This is a genomic window from Bifidobacterium breve DSM 20213 = JCM 1192, assembly GCF_001025175.1.
Taxonomy (GTDB): Bacteria; Actinomycetota; Actinomycetes; order Actinomycetales; family Bifidobacteriaceae; genus Bifidobacterium; species Bifidobacterium breve.
The window spans coordinates 1,231,247-1,249,171 of the sequence record NZ_AP012324.1; the positions used below are offsets into that span (position 1 = coordinate 1,231,247).

19 protein-coding genes and 1 tRNA gene are annotated in these 17,925 nt (G+C 58.1%); 4 read left to right on the forward strand and 16 right to left on the reverse strand.

Translation table 11 applies throughout. The annotated features are described in order from the left end of the window. Positions 1–38 precede the first annotated feature (38 nt). On the reverse strand, positions 39–809 hold the full coding sequence (gene hisF, locus BBBR_RS05300; RefSeq protein WP_003829472.1) for an imidazole glycerol phosphate synthase subunit HisF: 771 nt from the start codon (positions 807–809) through the stop codon (positions 39–41). Positions 810–1,070: 261 nt separating this feature from the next. Here hisF and BBBR_RS05305 point away from each other — a divergent pair, with 261 nt between their 5' ends. Further along, complete coding sequence (locus tag BBBR_RS05305) at positions 1,071–1,544, forward strand: DJ-1/PfpI family protein (protein ID WP_230578549.1); 474 nt, start codon at positions 1,071–1,073, stop codon at positions 1,542–1,544. Here the strand turns inward: BBBR_RS05305 and rlmN are convergent, their stop codons facing one another. The 10 genes from rlmN to BBBR_RS05355 all read right to left on the reverse strand — a co-directional run bounded on the left by rlmN (position 1,545) and on the right by BBBR_RS05355 (position 11,796). Further along, complete coding sequence (gene rlmN, locus BBBR_RS05310; protein ID WP_003829477.1) at positions 1,545–2,714, reverse strand: 23S rRNA (adenine(2503)-C(2))-methyltransferase RlmN; 1,170 nt, start codon at positions 2,712–2,714, stop codon at positions 1,545–1,547. Between the two features lie 25 nt (positions 2,715–2,739). Next, entirely contained in the window at positions 2,740–3,726 is a 987-nt protein-coding gene (locus tag BBBR_RS05315) for a phosphatidate cytidylyltransferase (protein WP_014483702.1), read from the reverse strand. Between the two features lie 24 nt (positions 3,727–3,750). Next, positions 3,751–4,302 carry a ribosome recycling factor gene (gene frr / locus BBBR_RS05320; RefSeq protein WP_003829479.1) on the reverse strand — a complete coding sequence of 184 codons (552 nt, stop codon included), beginning with the start codon at positions 4,300–4,302 and terminating at the stop codon, positions 3,751–3,753. 62 nt (positions 4,303–4,364) lie between these two features. Further along, positions 4,365–5,105, reverse strand: a complete 741-nt coding sequence (pyrH, locus tag BBBR_RS05325; protein WP_003829481.1) for a UMP kinase — start codon at positions 5,103–5,105, stop codon at positions 4,365–4,367. Between the two features lie 175 nt (positions 5,106–5,280). Next, complete coding sequence (gene tsf, locus BBBR_RS05330; RefSeq protein WP_003829482.1) at positions 5,281–6,132, reverse strand: translation elongation factor Ts; 852 nt, start codon at positions 6,130–6,132, stop codon at positions 5,281–5,283. Between the two features lie 81 nt (positions 6,133–6,213). Next, entirely contained in the window at positions 6,214–7,053 is an 840-nt protein-coding gene (rpsB, locus tag BBBR_RS05335) for a 30S ribosomal protein S2 (protein WP_015438854.1), read from the reverse strand. A gap of 335 nt (positions 7,054–7,388) precedes the next feature. Beyond that, complete coding sequence (gene def, locus BBBR_RS05340; protein ID WP_003829490.1) at positions 7,389–7,874, reverse strand: peptide deformylase; 486 nt, start codon at positions 7,872–7,874, stop codon at positions 7,389–7,391. Between the two features lie 6 nt (positions 7,875–7,880). Further along, the gene (locus BBBR_RS05345) at positions 7,881–9,962 is read right to left on the reverse strand and encodes an AMP-dependent synthetase/ligase (protein ID WP_003829491.1); all 2,082 of its coding nucleotides are present in this window, start codon (positions 9,960–9,962) and stop codon (positions 7,881–7,883) included. Between the two features lie 75 nt (positions 9,963–10,037). Next, positions 10,038–10,526 carry a hypothetical protein gene (locus tag BBBR_RS05350; protein ID WP_003829492.1) on the reverse strand — a complete coding sequence of 163 codons (489 nt, stop codon included), beginning with the start codon at positions 10,524–10,526 and terminating at the stop codon, positions 10,038–10,040. 145 nt (positions 10,527–10,671) lie between these two features. Next, positions 10,672–11,796: a GuaB3 family IMP dehydrogenase-related protein gene (locus BBBR_RS05355; protein ID WP_003829495.1), complete on the reverse strand. Its 1,125-nt coding sequence runs from the start codon at positions 11,794–11,796 to the stop codon at positions 10,672–10,674. 128 nt (positions 11,797–11,924) lie between these two features. On the opposite strand from BBBR_RS05355, the gene BBBR_RS05360 reads away from it, so the two are divergent. Both BBBR_RS05360 and BBBR_RS05365 read left to right on the forward strand, forming a co-directional pair. Further along, complete coding sequence (locus BBBR_RS05360) at positions 11,925–13,145, forward strand: NADP-dependent isocitrate dehydrogenase (protein WP_003829497.1); 1,221 nt, start codon at positions 11,925–11,927, stop codon at positions 13,143–13,145. A 140-nt stretch (positions 13,146–13,285) separates the two neighbouring features. Next, complete coding sequence (locus tag BBBR_RS05365) at positions 13,286–14,971, forward strand: substrate-binding domain-containing protein (protein WP_003829499.1); 1,686 nt, start codon at positions 13,286–13,288, stop codon at positions 14,969–14,971. 12 nt (positions 14,972–14,983) lie between these two features. Here the strand turns inward: BBBR_RS05365 and BBBR_RS05370 are convergent, their stop codons facing one another. After that, entirely contained in the window at positions 14,984–15,607 is a 624-nt protein-coding gene (locus BBBR_RS05370; RefSeq protein WP_025332296.1) for a M23 family metallopeptidase, read from the reverse strand. 239 nt (positions 15,608–15,846) lie between these two features. Continuing rightward, a tRNA-Asn gene (locus tag BBBR_RS05375) sits at positions 15,847–15,919 on the reverse strand. A gap of 304 nt (positions 15,920–16,223) precedes the next feature. Here BBBR_RS05375 and BBBR_RS09895 point away from each other — a divergent pair. Beyond that, positions 16,224–16,541, forward strand: coding sequence for an integrase (locus BBBR_RS09895; protein WP_025332297.1), 318 nt, complete (start codon positions 16,224–16,226; stop codon positions 16,539–16,541). Here BBBR_RS09895 and BBBR_RS10360 read toward each other — a convergent pair. From BBBR_RS10360 to BBBR_RS05390, 3 genes are read right to left on the reverse strand one after another with little or no spacing between them, the layout of a single operon-like run. Further along, positions 16,430–16,684, reverse strand: coding sequence for a HipA domain-containing protein (locus BBBR_RS10360; RefSeq protein ID WP_223261716.1), 255 nt, complete (start codon positions 16,682–16,684; stop codon positions 16,430–16,432). The genes BBBR_RS09895 and BBBR_RS10360 overlap by 112 nt on opposite strands. Continuing rightward, the gene (locus tag BBBR_RS11110) at positions 16,594–17,064 is read right to left on the reverse strand and encodes a hypothetical protein (RefSeq protein ID WP_225851436.1); all 471 of its coding nucleotides are present in this window, start codon (positions 17,062–17,064) and stop codon (positions 16,594–16,596) included. The genes BBBR_RS10360 and BBBR_RS11110 overlap by 91 nt, the downstream gene beginning before the upstream one ends. Positions 17,065–17,116: 52 nt before the next feature. Continuing rightward, on the reverse strand, positions 17,117–17,899 hold the full coding sequence (locus BBBR_RS05390) for a Fic family protein (RefSeq protein WP_003829505.1): 783 nt from the start codon (positions 17,897–17,899) through the stop codon (positions 17,117–17,119). Between the last annotated feature and the right edge of the window lie 26 nt (positions 17,900–17,925).

The window sequence follows — 17,925 nt, forward strand, 5'->3', positions numbered from 1 at the left end:
ACAGCTCCCGCCAGCAGGAGCAATAAGGTGTATGCGTTTTATCGAACGGTGTAACCGTGCTTCTTGAGTTCGGCCTTAACATCGGCGATGGTCAGAATTCCGTAATGGAACACGGAAGCCGCCAGCACAGCATCCGCACCGGCCTCGATGGCAGGAGGGAAATCCTCGACCTTGCCGGCACCACCGGAGGCGATAATCGGAATCTTGACTTCCTTGCGCACTGCGCGAATCATTTCAAGATCGAAGCCTTCTTTGGTGCCGTCGGCATCCATCGAGTTCAGCAGAATCTCGCCAGCGCCCAACTCTTCAGCTCGTTTGACCCACCAGATTGCGTCGATACCGGTGGATCTGCGGCCACCCATCGTGGTGACCTCGAAGCCGGACTGGGTATGCTGTTCGCCCTGTTCACGGCGGGCATCAACGGACAGTACCAGCACCTGGTTACCGAAGCGGTCGGCCACGCGGCTGATCAACGACGGATCGTTGATGGCGGCGGTGTTCACTCCGACCTTGTCCGCGCCGCAGCGCAGCAGCGAATCGACATCTTCGGGCGTGCGCACGCCGCCGCCCACGGTCATCGGAATAAACACCTGCTCGGCAGTACGGGAGACCACGTCGATCATCGTATTGCGGTGGGAACTGGAGGCGGTCACATCCAGGAAGGTGATTTCATCGGCACCCTGACGGTAGTATTCGGCGGCCAATTCCACCGGATCGCCGGCATCCTTGAGGTTTTCGAAATGCACACCTTTTACCACACGACCGGCGTCAACATCCAGGCATGGGATGACTCGTACCGCCAACGACATGCTTCACTCCCTGTTTGGCTTTGCTTTACAACTTTTCAGACTACCTACCGCCCGTTACATGGGAAGCAGTCATTTCTGGAATATGAGAATTACCACTATATGCGGTCGGCAAAGCAGGCGCATAGCAGCCCGAACCGTGAGAGAATAGCCAGTGGAACAATCCCAATCGCGTGAAGGAGACCACTATGGCTGTGGAGAACAGCAAGGTTCTGATTATCGTCAACAAACTGGGGCATTGAGGAAACTGAGCTGACGCGCCCGCTGCGTGACCTCAAGGCTGCCGGAGCTCAGGTGACGCTTGCCGCCATCACGCTGGACCCGTGCGAGACCGTGCAGCACGACCGTTACGAAGGCGAGACGCTGACGCCGGATGCGCTGCTGAGCGATGTGCAGGCCTCTGATTATGACCTGCTGGTGGTGCCCGGCGGCACTTGCAATGTGGATCGCATTCGTGTCAATGAGGATGCCATTACGCTGGCGCAGGAGTTCGCGCATGAGGGCAAGCCGATTGCCGCAATCTGCCATGGCGCTTGGCTACTGGTCAATGCTGGACTGGTTGCCGGCAAGACCGCCTCCCCTTGCCGTTACACCGCCGCCGATATCAAAAACGCCGGCGGTCATTACGTCGACGAGCAGTTGCACGTGGATGATGCCAACGGCTTCAAGCTCATCACGTCCCGCAAGCCCGCTGATTTGGACTACTTCGTGGACGCAATCAAGGATGCGCTGAACTAACTACCGCTCCTTGGCAGCGAGCTGACCGCAGGCACCGTCGATGTCCTGGCCGCGGGTGTCACGCAGAGTTGCGGTGATGCCCGCGCGGTGCAGAATTTCCAGGAATTGCTTCTCGTCTTCCGGCTTGGAAGCCGTCCACTTTGAGCCTTCAATCGGGTTCAGCGGAATCGGATTGACGTGAGCCCAATTATCACCGTAATGGTTGAGCCGCTTGGCCAGCAGCTGCGCATGCTCGGCCTGATCGTTGATGCCACGCATGAGTGCGTATTCGATGCTGACACGGCGCTTGGAGGCAAGCCAGTAATCATGTGCCGCGTCCAGCACCTGAGTGGTGTTGAAACGCTTGTTCATCGGCACCAGCTCATCGCGCAGCTCGTCGCTAGGCGCATGCAGGGAGACCGCCAAACGCACCGGAATGCCTTCGGCAGTAAGCTTCTTGATACCAGGCACCACACCCACCGTGGATACGGTGATATTGCGTGCGGAAATGCCAAAGCCCTCCGGCGGCATCGCAGAAATCTGGCGCACGGCGGAAAGCACGGAATTGTAGTTGCCCATCGGCTCGCCCATGCCCATGAACACGATATTGCTTAAGCGGCCTTCTCCCCCGGCCACTTCACCATCGCGCATCATTTTGGCGGCCACACGTACCTGTTCGACGATCTCGCCGGTGGACATGTTGCGGGTCAAACCCAGCTTGCCAGTGGCGCAGAACGGGCATCCCATGCCGCAACCGACCTGCGAGGAAATGCACAGCGTGGTACGGGTCGGGTACCGCATAAGTACCGATTCGATCAAGGAGCCGTCAAACAGCTTCCATAACGTCTTGATAGTGGTGCCCTCATCGGCCACCTGACGGGTCACTTCGGTGATGAGCTGCGGGAAGAATGCAGCAGCGGCCTCATCACGCTTCGCAGCGGGAAAATCAGTGAATTCCGCGGCATTCACATCGAAATGCCCGAAATAATGATTGGCCAACTGCTTGACGCGGAATTTAGGCAGTCCCAATTCGGCCGCCTTTTCAATACGCTGCGCGGGAGTCATATCCACGAAATGCAGCGGCGGCTTGCCTCGCCGGGCGTGATCTTTGGAAAGCACGTCGCGGAAAGCTCCAGACGTACCACCAGGAGTGATGCCGGTCTCCGGGGTATCGATTTCAGGTATGGTCATAACCAGTCGTTCCACTCTCAATCGGTCACAGTCCGGTGACCCACAGCAACGCACAGGTGAACGGCGCGCTCATCAGAATCGAATCCACGCGATCCATCACTCCGCCGTGCCCCTTCAACAGATGGCCCATGTCCTTGATGCCGATATCACGCTTGAGCATGGAGGCGCACAAATCACCAAACGTGCCAACTGCACCAATCAGAATGCCCGCTACAATCGGCACCCACCAACGGCTGGTCTGCAACGACGGGTCATAGGTGAAGATGAATACGGCAAACGAGCCAATCATGGCGAACAGCATCGAGCCAATCAGACCTTCGACGGACTTCTTCGGCGAAATGCGCGGGCTGAGCTTGTGCTTGCCGAGCCATGCGCCGGCAAACAGACCACCCGTATCAGACAGTGCAGGCATGAACACCAGCATGATGGCATGGGCAATAGGATGATCGTTGAACGTCAGCGGAATGATGATGCAGCTGGCCAGCAACGGAATGTAGAGCACGGTCAGCACGGAAACTGCCACATGGCTCAACCGGGAGTGATGCTGTTCACCGCCGTCGTGATTGTATGAGGATTCCAGACGAGCGCTGGCGTCCGTGTTGGACAGTTTGCCGGCGACCGCCAGAGAAAGCCGGTTGCCAAGCGTAAGCTTTGCGCTTGCGGCGATGGCAACAAGAATGATGGAGACGATGACGCTCAGCGACATCGTGATGAGATGGTAGGGAGAATAATACGTGGCAATCAGGGTGAAGGAGGAGCAAATCCAGAGCATAACTACAGGAATGTGCAGTCCTACCGTGGCGAAGTCCACGCGGAGTTCCCAGAGTGCCAGAATCATGAACGCAACGACCAACAGCACGAACACATCAATGCTGAGCAACAGGCAAGCGACGATCAGTATGACCAGTGCCGCACCCGTGGCAATTGCCTGAGGCATATTGCGACCAGTCTTCTTGTTGATCTGATCGAGAGCCTCTTCGGCCTCTTCATGGAGTTGTTCGTTGCGTTCCATAGCCATTCTCCAGGTCTGATCGAATCAGACCTCCATGATCTCCTTCTGCTTGGTGTCCAGCAGAGCATCAATCTCATCGGTAACGGACTTGGTGACCTTGTCGAGATCCTTGAGCAGACGATCGCCCTCGTCCTCGCCCATGTCGCCGTCCTTGACAGACTTATCGATGGTTTCCTTGGTCTTGCGGCGAATGTTGCGCACGGCCACCTTGCCATCCTCGGCCTTGGACTTGGCGAGCTTGACGTATTCCTTGCGGCGATCCTCGGTGAGTTCCGGCATGGTCAGACGGATGACATTGCCGTCGCGGTTCGGGCTGACACCCAGATCGGAGTTGCGAATGGCCTTCTCCACCGCGGCAGCCTGAGAGGCGTCAAACGGGGTGACGGACAGGGTGCGGGGCTCAGGCACACCGATGGAGGCCACGGCCTTGATCGGCGTCGGAGCACCGTAGTAATCGACCACAATGCCGTTCAGCAGAGCCGGATTGGCGCGACCGGTACGAATACCAGCGAAGTTCTCTTTGGTGTTTTCCACGGTCTTGGCCATCTGTTCCTTGGCCTGATCGATGAGGGACATGTTCACTCCTTGTGTTTGGGGTTCTTCTATGAACGCTTGTATTCGATTGTAGGCGCTCGGGACTACTCGGCCACGCGCGACTCGGCGGTGGAGACCAATGTGCCGATCTCTTCGCCAATCAGGGCGCGGGTCACGTTGCCGGTTCCTTCAAGACCGAACACACGGATGCGCTTCTTGTTGTCGCGGGCCATGGAAAGCGCGGATGCGTCCATAACGGCCAGATTGTCGACCAGCGCACGGTTGTAGCTCAGGGTCTCGAAGCGCTTGGCTTCAGGATCCTTGCGCGGATCGGCGGTGTATACGCCGTCGACGCCGTTCTTGCCCATCAGCACCTCATCGCAGTGGATTTCCAGAGAGCGCTGGATGGAGACGGTATCAGTGGAGAAGTACGGCATACCTGCGCCGGCACCGAAAATCACCACACGCCCCTTTTCAAGATGGCGAATGGCCTTCAGTGGAATGTACGGCTCAGCGACCTGACCCATGGTAATGGCGGTCTGCACGCGGGTGGCCTGGCCCTCCTGCTCGAGGAAGTCCTGCAACGCCAGGCAGTTCATGACCGTGCCGAGCATGCCCATGTAATCGCCACGGGAACGGTCGATACCGGCCTGTTGCAGCTCAGCGCCACGGAAGAAGTTGCCGCCGCCGACCACGATGGCCACCTGCACGCCCTGCTGCACAGCGGGAACGATTTCCTCGGCGATACGACGAATCACGTGGGTGTCGATGCCGACCTTGCCTCCGCCGAATGCCTCGCCGGACAGCTTGAGCAGAACTCTGCGCGGCTTATCGCTATCAGTCATATTGATGCCTTCCTTCAACCGAAAATGCCTGAAAATATCCGTAGACAAGCGTATCGGCTTACAACGACACCCCTTGCAGCGACACCCTCGGTATACAGACAAAAACGCCACCCGGCTGCAATCAGCCAGATGGCGTTTTGAAAATTACGCTAGTCGCGTGAAATGAGCGCTAGGCTCACTCCTCTTCGCCCTTGCCGACTTCGACGCGAGCGAAAGCAGTGGCATTGCCACCGACTTCCTTGAACAGGGCGCCGACGGTCTTGGACGGATCCTTGACGAACGGCTGCTCGAGGAGCACGACTTCCTTGAAGAAAGCGTTGAGACGGCCTTCGACGATCTTCGGAATGATCTTCTCCGGCTTGCCTTCGGCCTGGGACTTCTCGGTGGCCACGCGACGCTCGGACTCGACCACATCGGCCGGCACGTCCTCGCGGGTCAGCCACTTGGCACCCATAGCGGAAATCTGCAGGGCGGCTTCGTGAGCCACGGCGGCACCGGCCTTGTCGGTGGCGATCATGGCGACGATGCTCGGCGGCATCTCGGCGGACTTCTTGTGAGCGTAAATCTCGACGTGCTCGCCGGAAATCTTGGCGAACTGGCCGACCTTGACATGCTCACCGAACAGAGCGGCGGCCTCTTCGACAGCCAGCTTGACGGTGGTGTCGCCAGCCTTGGCGCCTTCCAGCTCCTCAGCGGAGTTGACGTCGGCGTCCACGGCGTAGCCGAGCACTTCGTCAGCGAACTCGACGAACTTCGGGGTCTTGGCCACGAAGTCGGTCTCGGAGTTCAGCTCGACGGCGTAACCGGTCTCGCCATTGGCGGTCTCGACGACCTTGGAGGCGATGGTGCCTTCCTGAGCCTTGCGACCCTCACGCTTGCCAGCTGCGGCGATGCCCTTGGCGCGGATGATCTCCTTGGCACGAGCGACGTCGCCTTCAGCCTCGGTGAGAGCCTTCTTGACGTCGAGCATGCCGGCGCCGGTGTCTTCACGAACCTGCTTGATCAGTGCGGCGGTAATTGCTGCCATTGATTATTCTCCTTTAAGAAGATGTTGCTTACCGTGTGAGCGATGGGAGGCGCTGTTACCAGTGCTTCCCATCGCGTAGTATCACTCGGCCTTGGGGGCCTCAGCGGTCTCCTCAGCAGCGGCCGGAGCAGCGGCTTCGGCTTCGGCAGGAGCCTCGTTGGTCAGGAGTTCCTTCTCCCAAGCGGCCATCGGCTGCTCGGCGGTCTCGCCCTCAGCCTTGGCGGCCTGGCCGGAACGCTCCAGCAGACCCTCGGCGACGGCGTCGGCCATCAGGCTGGTGAGCAGCTCGATGCCGCGAATGGCGTCGTCGTTGGCCGGGATCGGATACTCGACGGTGTCCGGATCGGCGTTGGTGTCGACCAGGGCGACAACCGGGATGCCCAGCTTGTGAGCTTCCTCAACAGCCAGGGATTCCTTGGTGATGTCGACCACGAACATCGCGGACGGGGTGCGGTTCATGTTGCGGATACCGCCCAGCTGCTTGTTGAGCTTGTCCTTCTCGCGCTCGAGCAGGAGGAGCTCCTTCTTGGTCAGACCGGAGCCGTGCACGTCGGAGAAGTCCATCTCCTCAAGTTCCTTGAGGCGGTTGACGCGCTTGGAAACGGTCTGGAAGTTGGTCAGCATGCCGCCGAGCCAGCGCTCGGAGACGTAGGGCATGTTCACGCGGGTGGCCTGGTTGGCAATAGCTTCCTGAGCCTGCTTCTTGGTGCCGACAAAGAGCACAGTGCCGTTGTGGGCCACGGTGGTCTTGATGAAGTCGTACGCCTTGTCGATCATATCGAGCGACTTGAACAGGTTGATGATGTGGATGCCGTTGCGCTGGGTGAGGATGAACTGCTTCATCTTCGGGTTCCAACGACGGGTCTGGTGGCCGAAGTGCAGGCCAGCCTTCAGCATCTCGCTCATAGTGATCTGAGCCATGGTATTACTACCTTTCATTGTCGGTTCTTGCCTGGCCATGCGCACCTGCGTGCAGCTACTCCCCCGTTGTTTCACGGGCTTGCAGCCGACCGACACAGGCCGTCGCGAGCATGACGCGAATTTGTTGTGTGCCGGTTGACAATAATGGGTGGCTCCGAACGCCAGCGACTGCGCTCGTTGCCGGGTGGCACACAAAATTCGAGAATAGCATGACCCGAGAATAATATGCTCCCGTTGGCGGGAGCTGTCGAACGGAGCGAGACCGAGGGTGGTTGAAGTGGACCACCCTCAGTCAGCTTCGCTGACAGCTCCCTCCAGCGGGAGCCAAGAACGGACTACTTCTGATGTTCGCGCATGTACTTCATGGCAGCGCGACGCTCTTCCTTTTCGAGGCGATCCAGGTAAACGTGTCCGTCAAGGTGATCGCATTCATGTTGAAGCATACGACCCATAATGCCAGTGCCCTCGAGCACGACTTCCTTGCCGTCCAGATCAATGCCACGCACACGGGCATACTCGGCCCTGCGGGTCTTGTACCACAGTCCTGGCACGGACAAGCATCCCTCGTCACCGTACTGTTCGCCGGATTTCTCCTCGAGTATCGGGTTCAGCACGTAGCCAACCTTCCCATCGATGTTGTATGAGAAAGCCCTCAAACTGACGCCAATCTGGTTGGCGGACAGGCCAGCACGTCCCGGATCGTCCACCGTTTCTAGCAGATCATCAACCAGTCGGCGCACGGCAGGCGTGATTTCCTTAATCTCGTCGCAGGGGGTGCGCAGGACGGGGTCAGGCACGACCCTGATCTCACGAATGGCCACTTCTCGTTACTCCTCGTTGTTCTCGCCGGCTGACTGATCAGGCAGCTCATCGGCAGTTGCCTCTGCGGACTCGCCTTCCTCAGCCTCATCGGCTTCGTTCTTCGTCTTCTTGATTTTCTCCGACACGCTAGCAATCGAATCAGACACGCTGGCCTTCATCTGCTCGGAAGCCTGCTTGACCTGTTCCGAGGCCTGCTTGACCTGCTCGGAAGATTTCTTGACGGTTGCCACCGTGCTGTCGATAATCTTTGCCGTGGCCGGCAATGGTTTGTTGGAAGGCTTGGGCGCGTACAGGTCTTCTTCGATGATGGCTGTGTAACGCTGCAGCACCTTAGGACGCACCACCTTCATGCTCGGGGTGAGCGTGCCATGTTCCTGATTGAATTCCTCGTCGAGAATCGCGAACTTGCGCACGGATTCGGCGCGGGACACATTGGCATTGGCCTGATCGATGTACTGCTGCACGAAAGCGCGCACCGCATCGTTGCCGCTGGCCTCGGCTAGCGACATATCAGGGTCAAGGCCCTGTCCTTCCAGCCACGAATGCAGCATCTCAGGGTCAAGCTCAATCAGTGCGGAAACGAAGGGCTTACCATCGCCGACCACCACCGCGTGAGCGACGATTGGACAGGTGTCGATGACATCTTCCATAGGTGCCGGGCTGATGTTCTTGCCGCCGGCGGTAATGATGATGTCTTTCTTACGGCCGGTGATGTATGTGAAACCACGGTCTTCGATACGTCCAAGATCACCGGTTTTGATCCAACCGTCGGCGGTCATTGCCTGGGCGGTGAGTTCCGGCTGCTTGTAATAGCCGAGGAACACGTTCGGACCGGTGAGCTCGATTTCGTCATCCTCGCCAAGACGCACGCCCATACCGGGACCGGGCTTGCCGACCGATCCGACCTCGTTGTCATCCTCCCAGTTGACCAGCATCGGAGCGGCGGTTTCGGTCATGCCGTATCCCTGAATGAATGTGATGTCGTCCATGCCATTGAAGAAATGAGCCAGATCCACGTTCAGCGGAGCACCACCGCAGGCCAGCCATTTGAGATTCGGGCCAAGGGCGGAACGAATCGACTTGCCGACTGTGGCCATAAAGAAGGAATGCGCCATACGGTCGATGAACGAATGGCCATGCCCCGACTGCTCGTCCTTGCTCCACTTGACGAAGTGCTTGACGGACAGGGCAAAAATATGGCCTTGAACGCCCGCGCCGGCTTTCTGCGAGGCGGCGTTGTATACCTTCTCGAACACACGGGGCACACCAAGCAGGTAGGTGGGTTTGAAGCTGCGAATGTCGGCGAGCAGATGCTTGGCATCGGGAATGTATCCGACCACACCGCAGCCGCCGATGCATACATATTGGATGTACCGCGCGAAGCAGTGCGCAAGCGGCAGGAAGAGCAGCAGGCGATTGTCGTCATAGAGCATGCCACGCAGAATCTCATAGCCGTTAAGCACAATATGCGTGTAGTTGCGATTCGAGAGCATGGCCCCCTTGGGCTTGCCGGTGGAACCGGAGGTGTAGACCACAGTCAGCAAATCGTCGGCCTTGATGCGCGCAATGGCAGCGTCCAAGATCTCGTCGGATACGTTTTGTCCGAAATCGGCAACCGCATCGAGCCCATCGGCCTTGAAGTTGAACACATATTTCAGGCCCGGATGTGCAGCGCGAATCTGCTCCAACGTTTGCGCATGCTGGAAACCACCGGCAAAGGCTATGACCGGATCGACCTCTTCCACAATGCCGGCAGTCTGCTTGGCGGAATCAGTCTCATACACCGGAACCACAACCGCTCCGATAGCCGCACAGGCAAAATCAGCCACGCCCCACTCGTAACAGGTGGGCGAGTAGATAAGCACCATGCTCCCGGCCTTCACGCCGAGGCCGAGCAGTCCCTTGGCCACCTCGCGGACACGGCTGAGCATTTCCGTTGCAGTGGCGCCACGCCATTGATGGGTATCGTCATCCTGCCATTCGGCAATGGTGTCATCCGGCGTGCGGGCTGCACGCTTGACCAGCAGAGAGAACACCGTGTCCTCGTCGGTGGTGACATACCTAGGTTCTTCAACATGTTCACGCATACGCTCTACTATAGGCGCGACCTGTCCTATGACTACGCCGTCCGCATGAAGTCATGTCAGCTTTGAGCCGAAACGCTACCCCAAATCGGCAAAGACACACATCCATCTGGAACCGATATACCGGAACTTGAGATTCACCCGCAAATCTTCCTGGCCAATGGTCATGAATACCACCATCTCCATCGTGTCCGCGCCGGTGATCACGCCATCAATCAAAGTCGGCACTGTGGGCAGATAGCAGAATTTGGTTTTGATTTCCGGATGAGTCACCATATGGGAATCCAGCAAGTACTGCATGGTTCTCAGACGTTCTAGACAAGGGTTGGTCAGCGCTCGGCGCAAATGATCCACGCTGAGCTTGCCTCGGATGGCATCGGCGCAATTGCAGGCGATTCGACATGCAGCCATCGCCATCGTATGGCATTCCCGCGCACTCATGCTGCTGGCGAAGGTAGGTTGTATGTGGTACTTGACCGGACGATCCGATAACTCTACGACGATGAATCCGTCATACCCCGGCAAAGGCCCGCATCGACGCATATCAAAAAAGCCCGTATATTCCATGGAATCCCCCTCGATCCCCCTCGAGGCCCACCACCATCGGCAGGCGCAGGATTACACAACATCATGAAAAGGCGTGTCAAGTCAAGTAACTTGACACGCCTTTCTCACATGATGGATTAGTTCATGGAACGCGAACGTCTTGCGATCAGCGGCTGGAATACGGGTTAACCACCATGCCGCAACGCTGGAAGTTCTTCACATCGACATAGCCGGTGGAAGCCATTGCACGCTTCAACGCACCAATGAAGTTCGTCTTGCCATCCGCTTCATGGCTCGGTCCGAACAGGACCTGCTCCAGAGACCCAACCGTGCCGACCGTGGTACGATAGCCACGCGGTAACGTCTGATGACGAGCCTCCGCACCCCAGTGAGTGCCCTTACCAGGAGCCTCAGTGGCGCGCGCTAACGGAGCGCCAAGCATAACCGCGTCAGCACCAAGAGCCAGCGCCTTGACGAAGCTGCCGGAGTCGCCCATGCCACCGTCTGCGATGACCTGTACGTAGCGGCCGCCAGATTCGTCCATGTAGTCACGACGGGCTTCGGCCACGTCTGCAATGGCGGTGGCCATCGGAGCCTGTACGCCGATGGTCTGGCGAGTGGCGGAAACTGCGCCGCCGCCGAAGCCAACAAGTACGCCGGCCGCGCCGGTGCGCATCAGGTGCAAGGCTGCAGTGTAGTTGGATGCTCCGCCGACGATGACGGGCACATCAAGGTCATAGATGAACTTCTTCAGGTTCAACGGTTCCTGACCGGAAGACACATGCTCAGCAGACACCACAGTGCCGCGAATCACAAACAAATCTACGCCTGCATCAACCACGGTGGAGTAGAACTGCTGGGTGCGCTGCGGAGAAAGCGCGCCGGCAACGGTAACGCCAGCGTTACGAATCTCGTGCAGACGTTGGGTGATGAGTTCCGGCTTAACCGGCTCGGCGTAAATCTGCTGAATGCGAGTGGTGGCTTCTTCGGCCGGCAGACCGGCGATTTCATCCAACAGCGAGGTCGGGTCCTCGTAACGGGTCCACAGCCCTTCCAAGTCGAGCACGCCAAGCGCGCCCATCTTGCCCATGGCGATGGCGGTGGCCGGGCTGGTCACCGAATCCATGGGAGCGCCAATTACCGGCACGTCGAACTCGTAGGCATCGATCTGCCAAGAAGTAGAGACATCTTCGGGGTCGCGGGTGCGGCGAGAGGGGACGATGGCCACATCATCGAGTGCATAGCCGAGACGGCCCTTTTTGCCCAAACCGATTTCAATTTCCTGAGACATGGCTTCCACACTATTGCTCGGGCGGGACGCTCATGTCTCACTTTCCCACAGACCGGACGATTGTTTCGCGCCGTTACAAACATGCGCTAAGACTAAAACCATCTTCACATCATCTATCAGGAGGAAGCATGGCCAAAATCAAGGTCGAAGGCACCGTTGTCGAACTCGACGGCGACGAGATGACCCGCGTGATCTGGAAGGACATCAAGGATCGTCTGATTCTGCCGTACCTCGACGTGAACCTCGACTACTACGATCTGGGTATCGAGCACCGTGACGAAACCGATGATCAGGTGACCATCGATGCCGCCCACGCCATTCAGAAGCATCATGTCGGCGTCAAGTGCGCGACCATCACCCCCGATGAGGCACGAGTCAAGGAATTCGGCCTCAAAAAGATGTGGAAGTCCCCCAACGGCACCATCCGCAACATTCTGGGCGGCACCATCTTCCGCGAGCCGATTGTGATGAGCAACGTGCCGCGTCTGGTGCCCGGCTGGACCAAGCCGATCGTCGTGGCCCGTCACGCCTTCGGCGACCAGTACAAGGCCACCGATTTCAAGGTACCGGGCGCCGGCCAGCTTACCGTGACCTTCACCCCGGACGATGGCAGCGAACCGATTCAGCACGTGGTGCACAACTACGGCGAAGACGGCGGCGTGGCCCAGGTACAGTACAACGTTAACGATTCCATTCGCGGCTTTGCCCGCGCCTGCTTCAACTACGGTCTGATGCGCCACTACCCCGTGTACCTGTCCACCAAAAACACGATTTTGAAGGCCTACGACGGCCAGTTCAAGGACACCTTCGCCGAAGTGTTCGAGACCGAGTACAAGGACAAGTACGAGGCCGCCGGTTTGACCTATGAGCACCGTCTGATTGACGATATGGTGGCCAGCTCCCTGAAGTGGCATGGCGGCTACATCTGGGCCTGCAAGAACTACGATGGCGATGTGCAGTCCGATTCCGTGGCACAGGGCTTCGGATCGCTGGGCCTCATGACTTCCGTGCTGATGACCCCGGACGGCCAGACCGTCGAGGCCGAGGCCGCCCACGGTACCGTGACTCGCCATTACCGCCGTTGGCTCAAGGGCGAGAAGACCTCCACCAACCCGATTGCCTCCATCTTCGCTTGGACCGGCGGTCTCAAGCACCGTGCCGACCTGGACAACACTCCCGAGGTCCGTCATTTCGCCGAAACGCTGGAAAAGGTCATCGTCGACACCGTTGAAGGCGGTCAGATGACCAAGGATCTGGCCATGCTCATCGGCCCGGACGAGCCGTGGCTCGATACCGAAGGCTTCATGAACGCGCTGGACGAGAACCTGCAGAAGGCTCTGGCCAAGTAAGTCGAGCGGTTTTTCGACACATCAACCCTGATTGTTCCCGGATATGTGGTGATTCCTCCACATATCCGGGACTTTTTTCTACTCCGCCCTACTAGAATCGTGAACCAGTGCTACTCGCCCCAAGGAGGTTTTGCCCGCTTATGGTGTTCACACGCCGCCCAGCCGCCGTTCTTACCGCCATCGTTGCCGCTTGCGCGATGGCAATATCGCTGACCGCGTGCACCACCGACGCGAATTCGCAGGACACGGCGGACGATCAGACCACGGTCACTTCGTCCGCCCCGGGAGTCGTGGCCATGTTCACTCCTTCCGACGGCATCACGCTGAACCAGCAGACCCCGTTGAACAAGTGGGCAAAGCTGACGCCGAATCTCACCAAGGCACTGACCTCCGCCGGATTCAAGAAGGGCGATATTTCCCACACGACTTCCGATTCCCTGGACAAGCAGAGCCGCGCCATCCAGGACTATGTAGTCAATCATCTTTCCGGCAGCAACACCACCGATGATGCCGGCATCGTCATCTCCCCCGACAACATCACCCTGCTGGTGGCACCGGTAGTCGAGGCCGATGCCTCCACCCGCCAGTACGGGGACTATGTCAGCCAGGAGCTCAGCACCGCCGACACCGCTGAAGGCAGCGATTCCACGGATTTGTCTGACTCGTCCAATTCGTCAGACTCGTCGGATTCATCTACGGGTTCTGATTCCACCGATGATTCGTCATCCGACGCATCCAAAACGGCCGGTGATTCCAAGAACGCGGCCCAAGCTGAAGCGGTGGATCGACTGGTGTCGTCGCTGAAACTGGCTAAAGAGTCCGGCATGCATGTGGTGCTCATGGGCAACAGCATCAAAGGCTACAAACCAGACGCCTTCGTCAGGTTCTCGGATGCGCAAGCCATCGGCAAGCTGCAGGCCGAAAAAATCGTATCCAAGCTTGAACTCAGCAAGGCCAGTAAAGACAATCCCAAGTACATCGAAGTGCTGATGCCGTATACCGCTGTGGATGAGTCAGGCGAGGCCAGCGACTCCACCTTTGTCCAAGAAGCGTTCCGCGGCATCTGGCAGGTGCTGGGCGCCTACTACCAAAAAGGCGTTGTGGAAAGTCCTTCAGGTACATTGAACGGCAACTCCACCGAGGATGATTGGCAATCCGTGGCCTACGACGCGTCCAAGGAAGGATCCACCGCAAAGGTACTCGACGCGCGCTTGGCCAAAGCCGACGAACATGCCTCTCCCACCCGCATTGACGGCATCATCGCCATGAATGACTACATCGCCTCGGAAGTCGTCACGGAACTGGACGATCTTGGATATACCGGATCCGCTGCTGATATCAATCCTCAAATCACTATTTCCGGCATAGTCGGCAACATCACCGGCAAGAAGGATCTGAGCCGCAGCGATGTTCCTGACCCCATCAAGTCTCCCGAGAAAGACGATTCGGCCGATTCCACCGATTCCGCAGATACCCAGGACGACTCCACCGCCACGGATAAAACCGATAAGACCAAGGACTCGCAATGGCCTCTGGTTACCGGATATGGTGCCTACGTCTCGAATATCCCGTCTATCGTGAACGGCAAACAATGGATGACCGGCATAGAGGATCGCCAGACCTTGGCCGAGAACATTGCTGAGGCATGCGCACTGCTCAACAAGGGCCAAACATTGACTTCCATGTCTTCCGTGCGGAATACCGAAGTGGGCGGCAAGAAAAAGGTTCCCACCATCAGCGGGCCGCTTTTGGCCGTCAGCGCCAGCAATCTCAAGGTCACATTGATCGATCCGGGATATATCTCTTTGGCCGATGCCGGCTTGTAAACCGAGCCTGAATCATAACGGTTTCAACACGATCTTCTGATTCCCCGCATACCGCTGTGGATCCAGATAATCATCTTCCCCGCGCTTGAGGCCCCAGTGCAGGCACTGCCCTGTGCAATGGTCCGACGCACCACCAACCGTACCGATGAACTGCCCCTGCGTAACCGCTGCGCCAACCGTCAGCGTCGTGGTCGCCGGCTCGAACGTCGAGATCACACCATTGCTATGGCGCATGCTGACCACGTCCTTCTCCGCCACTTTCCCAGCAAAACGTATTATTCCCGCCTGGGGTGCCACAATCACGGTTCCGGCCTGTGCCGTGAGATCTATCCCGCGATGTCCGGACAACCACCGCTTGGCCGGTTTCTCGAACTCCCGTTCAATCCGCGGGTCAAGCACCGGCCATCCGCAAAGGGCCTCGCATTGCCGATCCGACTGCGGTTGTGTCGCATAGGCATGCTTCGCATCCCCATTCGGCATCGCAATTCCAAGACCTAGCGGCAGTAACAGCCCAAGAATGAGAGCTACTGCACACATGGCACGTTTCTGTTCCTGTGCCTTTCGATGCTCTCTGCGACGCCATATAGACGCTTTTCTGGCCGCCTCACGGCGTTTGTTTGCATGATATGCACGCATGAGTTCCCCATTCCCCTGTTCAGGCCGGTTTCCGCTCCGGTTCTTCCACAGTGAAGCGGTGACAGAGGAATGTCCAGCTGAATCGGGATATGTGGTTCCAGCTTGCCAGTTATCCACAACGGCGTGTTGCTTACAATTCGGCAAGATGATTCAAATATTGACTACCGAGCCGCAAATCACTTGATTGAACATAGTCCAAATACAACGAAACCCCTTGATTTCCAAGGGGTTTCAGGTAGCTCCTGCGACTGGGCTTGAACCAGTGACCGTCCGATTAACAGTCGGATGCTCTGCCAACTGAGCTACGCAGGAATATTTAGTTTTCCCGGCCAGTCTCCTGACCAGGTGAGCTCCTGTGACTGAGCTTGAACCAGTGACCGTCCGATATACGGTTCTGGCTTGCAGCCGTAGGGCTTCTTGCAACAGGAGTAGAGAGTACACCTGCTTTGCTTGTCCTTCAAATCGGCGTGTCTCGACAATTCTTCTCGGTGCACCCGGTTTTCCGAAGAGCTTCAGCCGTCGGCGAGAACATTGGCTAGGCTCCATGCAATCGCAAATAGCATTTTCTGGGGAGTGACGAAGACGTCACTTCCTTTTTCTATGCGAAGGAGCTGCCATGAAGTACTGGAACTCGAACAGGAAAAGCTGCGAGCATGTCGAGCCACGCGAGGATTGGAAGGAATCCATCGAACTGTGGATCGACTGGATGGAAGCCATAGGCCGTACGGAAGAGACCTTGAGAACCCGATGGTACCAGATCGTCCATTTCTCCAAAATCGTGAACAAGAGCATCACGGACGTGACCGAAGACGACCTCATATTTTATCTTGCCGGCATGGGCAGCTCGGCGGACACCCAAGGCCAGAAGGTCGTGGTCAAAACGTCGTACATGGGAGAAAGCCTGATGCCATCAGGAGAGAACATCAGGGAATAGTTCTTCGCATGCGCGTCAGCGTTCCCGACGGACACGTTCAAAGCGAGCTGGGCTATCCATGAATAGCAGAGCCCGTCGGCCGGATCGCATACGCCGGCAGAAAAATCGTCCTTTTCCTGTGCCGCCGGTGATGGTTCGGGCATTGCGGCGAGCTTGTCGAAGGTGTTGAGGAATACGCCGATCTCCCGGTCGCTGCTGATGGGATCCATGCCCTGGCCTTCGTCAGGGCGCACATGAAGTCGAGGTGATTGTCCACGAACGCGCCGAAACGTTCGAAATCACCGCCCTTGATGCCGGTCTCGCCCTTCTCGTACAGGCTCGTATATTCGTCGCCCATGCGGTCGGCGAAGTCCCTTACCCTCATATCGATATCCCATTCGATGGGAGGGCATCCGAACGCCAGTTCAACGTATCGGGATTCCACCGACATGCCCTGATCGGTTTTCAGATCCTTCCAGAAGCGGTCCACGGATTCCTTGCCGCCATCGTAGCGTCGGCCTGCGGTGTCGAACGGTTCGCCCACCTATGCCTGCAAGTCGGCGAGCACGTCGGCGGCGTTCTCCCGTTCGCACACGTCACCTCAGTAAGCCGGAGCCTCCATCGAGGCCGTCGAGGGGAACACCGGGCACGATGCCCATCCCGTTCACGGCATCATTCGTCTTTTCCACGATCCCAGACGATTGGGCCAGAGTCAGCCCGCCGGGCACATGGCCGACGGCGTTCTGTGAGAGCCAATCGGAGAGCCGGGAGTAGTCGCCCGTCTCGTAGTAGCGCAGGAGCATGGAGACGAACTGCGCCTTGTCTTCGGGAGGGATCGAGAAGACGCCGATGCCGTCGTGTATGAGCTGGTGGTTGGCAACCATCAACGCGGTGCGCTTGTTGCCGTCCGAAAACCATTGTCCCCGCGTGACCGCGCCGAACAGCAGCATCGCAGTGTCCTCCCCTTCCGACTCCTCCAGGATGCCGCGAACCCTTTCCCGTGAGGATTCGACGGCGGGAATCTCCGGCACCCATCCCGTGCCGCCGATCCTCACGCCGTATTCACGCAAGCGGCCGGCGTCGCGCACGAGGCCTTCGCCGATGATGCGGTTGTATTCGCGGATGTACTGCCAATCGACCGGATAGTCGATGTTCTCGAGCAGGAATCTCCACGCGCGCTTGATGTTGTTCACCGTGACTATATCGTCCACGCTCATACCCTCGGGCGCGCGCCCGTCGAAGATTTCCTGCGTGTCGGGGAAGGTGACGCCATCAACCTCGATCTTGGCGGTGCGCCAGATCGAATCGACCAGCAGCCGCTTCGCCAGTTCCACGGCCGTGCGCCTATCCGTCGTCGTATCGTTCCTCACCGGTTCCATCAAAGCTCCTTATCCGTTTCCGATAA

Bases quoted from the DNA above. Each gene is read 5' to 3' on its own strand.
- BBBR_RS05360 (WP_003829497.1), top strand. From the start codon at position 11,925: ATGGCCAAAATCAAGGTCGAAGGCACCGTTGTCGAACTCGACGGCGAC.
- rlmN (WP_003829477.1), bottom strand. From the start codon at position 2,714: ATGACCATACCTGAAATCGATACCCCGGAGACCGGCATCACTCCTGGT.
- BBBR_RS05355 (WP_003829495.1), bottom strand. From the start codon at position 11,796: ATGTCTCAGGAAATTGAAATCGGTTTGGGCAAAAAGGGCCGTCTCGGC.
- BBBR_RS05390 (WP_003829505.1), bottom strand. From the start codon at position 17,899: ATGGAACCGGTGAGGAACGATACGACGACGGATAGGCGCACGGCCGTG.
- BBBR_RS05350 (WP_003829492.1), bottom strand. From the start codon at position 10,526: ATGGAATATACGGGCTTTTTTGATATGCGTCGATGCGGGCCTTTGCCG.
- pyrH (WP_003829481.1), bottom strand. From the start codon at position 5,105: ATGACTGATAGCGATAAGCCGCGCAGAGTTCTGCTCAAGCTGTCCGGC.
- BBBR_RS10360 (WP_223261716.1), bottom strand. From the start codon at position 16,684: ATGCCCGAACCATCACCGGCGGCACAGGAAAAGGACGATTTTTCTGCC.
- BBBR_RS09895 (WP_025332297.1), top strand. From the start codon at position 16,224: ATGAAGTACTGGAACTCGAACAGGAAAAGCTGCGAGCATGTCGAGCCA.
- BBBR_RS05370 (WP_025332296.1), bottom strand. From the start codon at position 15,607: ATGCGTGCATATCATGCAAACAAACGCCGTGAGGCGGCCAGAAAAGCG.
- hisF (WP_003829472.1), bottom strand. From the start codon at position 809: ATGTCGTTGGCGGTACGAGTCATCCCATGCCTGGATGTTGACGCCGGT.
- BBBR_RS05345 (WP_003829491.1), bottom strand. From the start codon at position 9,962: ATGCGTGAACATGTTGAAGAACCTAGGTATGTCACCACCGACGAGGAC.
- frr (WP_003829479.1), bottom strand. From the start codon at position 4,302: ATGTCCCTCATCGATCAGGCCAAGGAACAGATGGCCAAGACCGTGGAA.
- tsf (WP_003829482.1), bottom strand. From the start codon at position 6,132: ATGGCAGCAATTACCGCCGCACTGATCAAGCAGGTTCGTGAAGACACC.
- BBBR_RS05315 (WP_014483702.1), bottom strand. From the start codon at position 3,726: ATGGAACGCAACGAACAACTCCATGAAGAGGCCGAAGAGGCTCTCGAT.
- BBBR_RS05365 (WP_003829499.1), top strand. From the start codon at position 13,286: ATGGTGTTCACACGCCGCCCAGCCGCCGTTCTTACCGCCATCGTTGCC.
- rpsB (WP_015438854.1), bottom strand. From the start codon at position 7,053: ATGGCTCAGATCACTATGAGCGAGATGCTGAAGGCTGGCCTGCACTTC.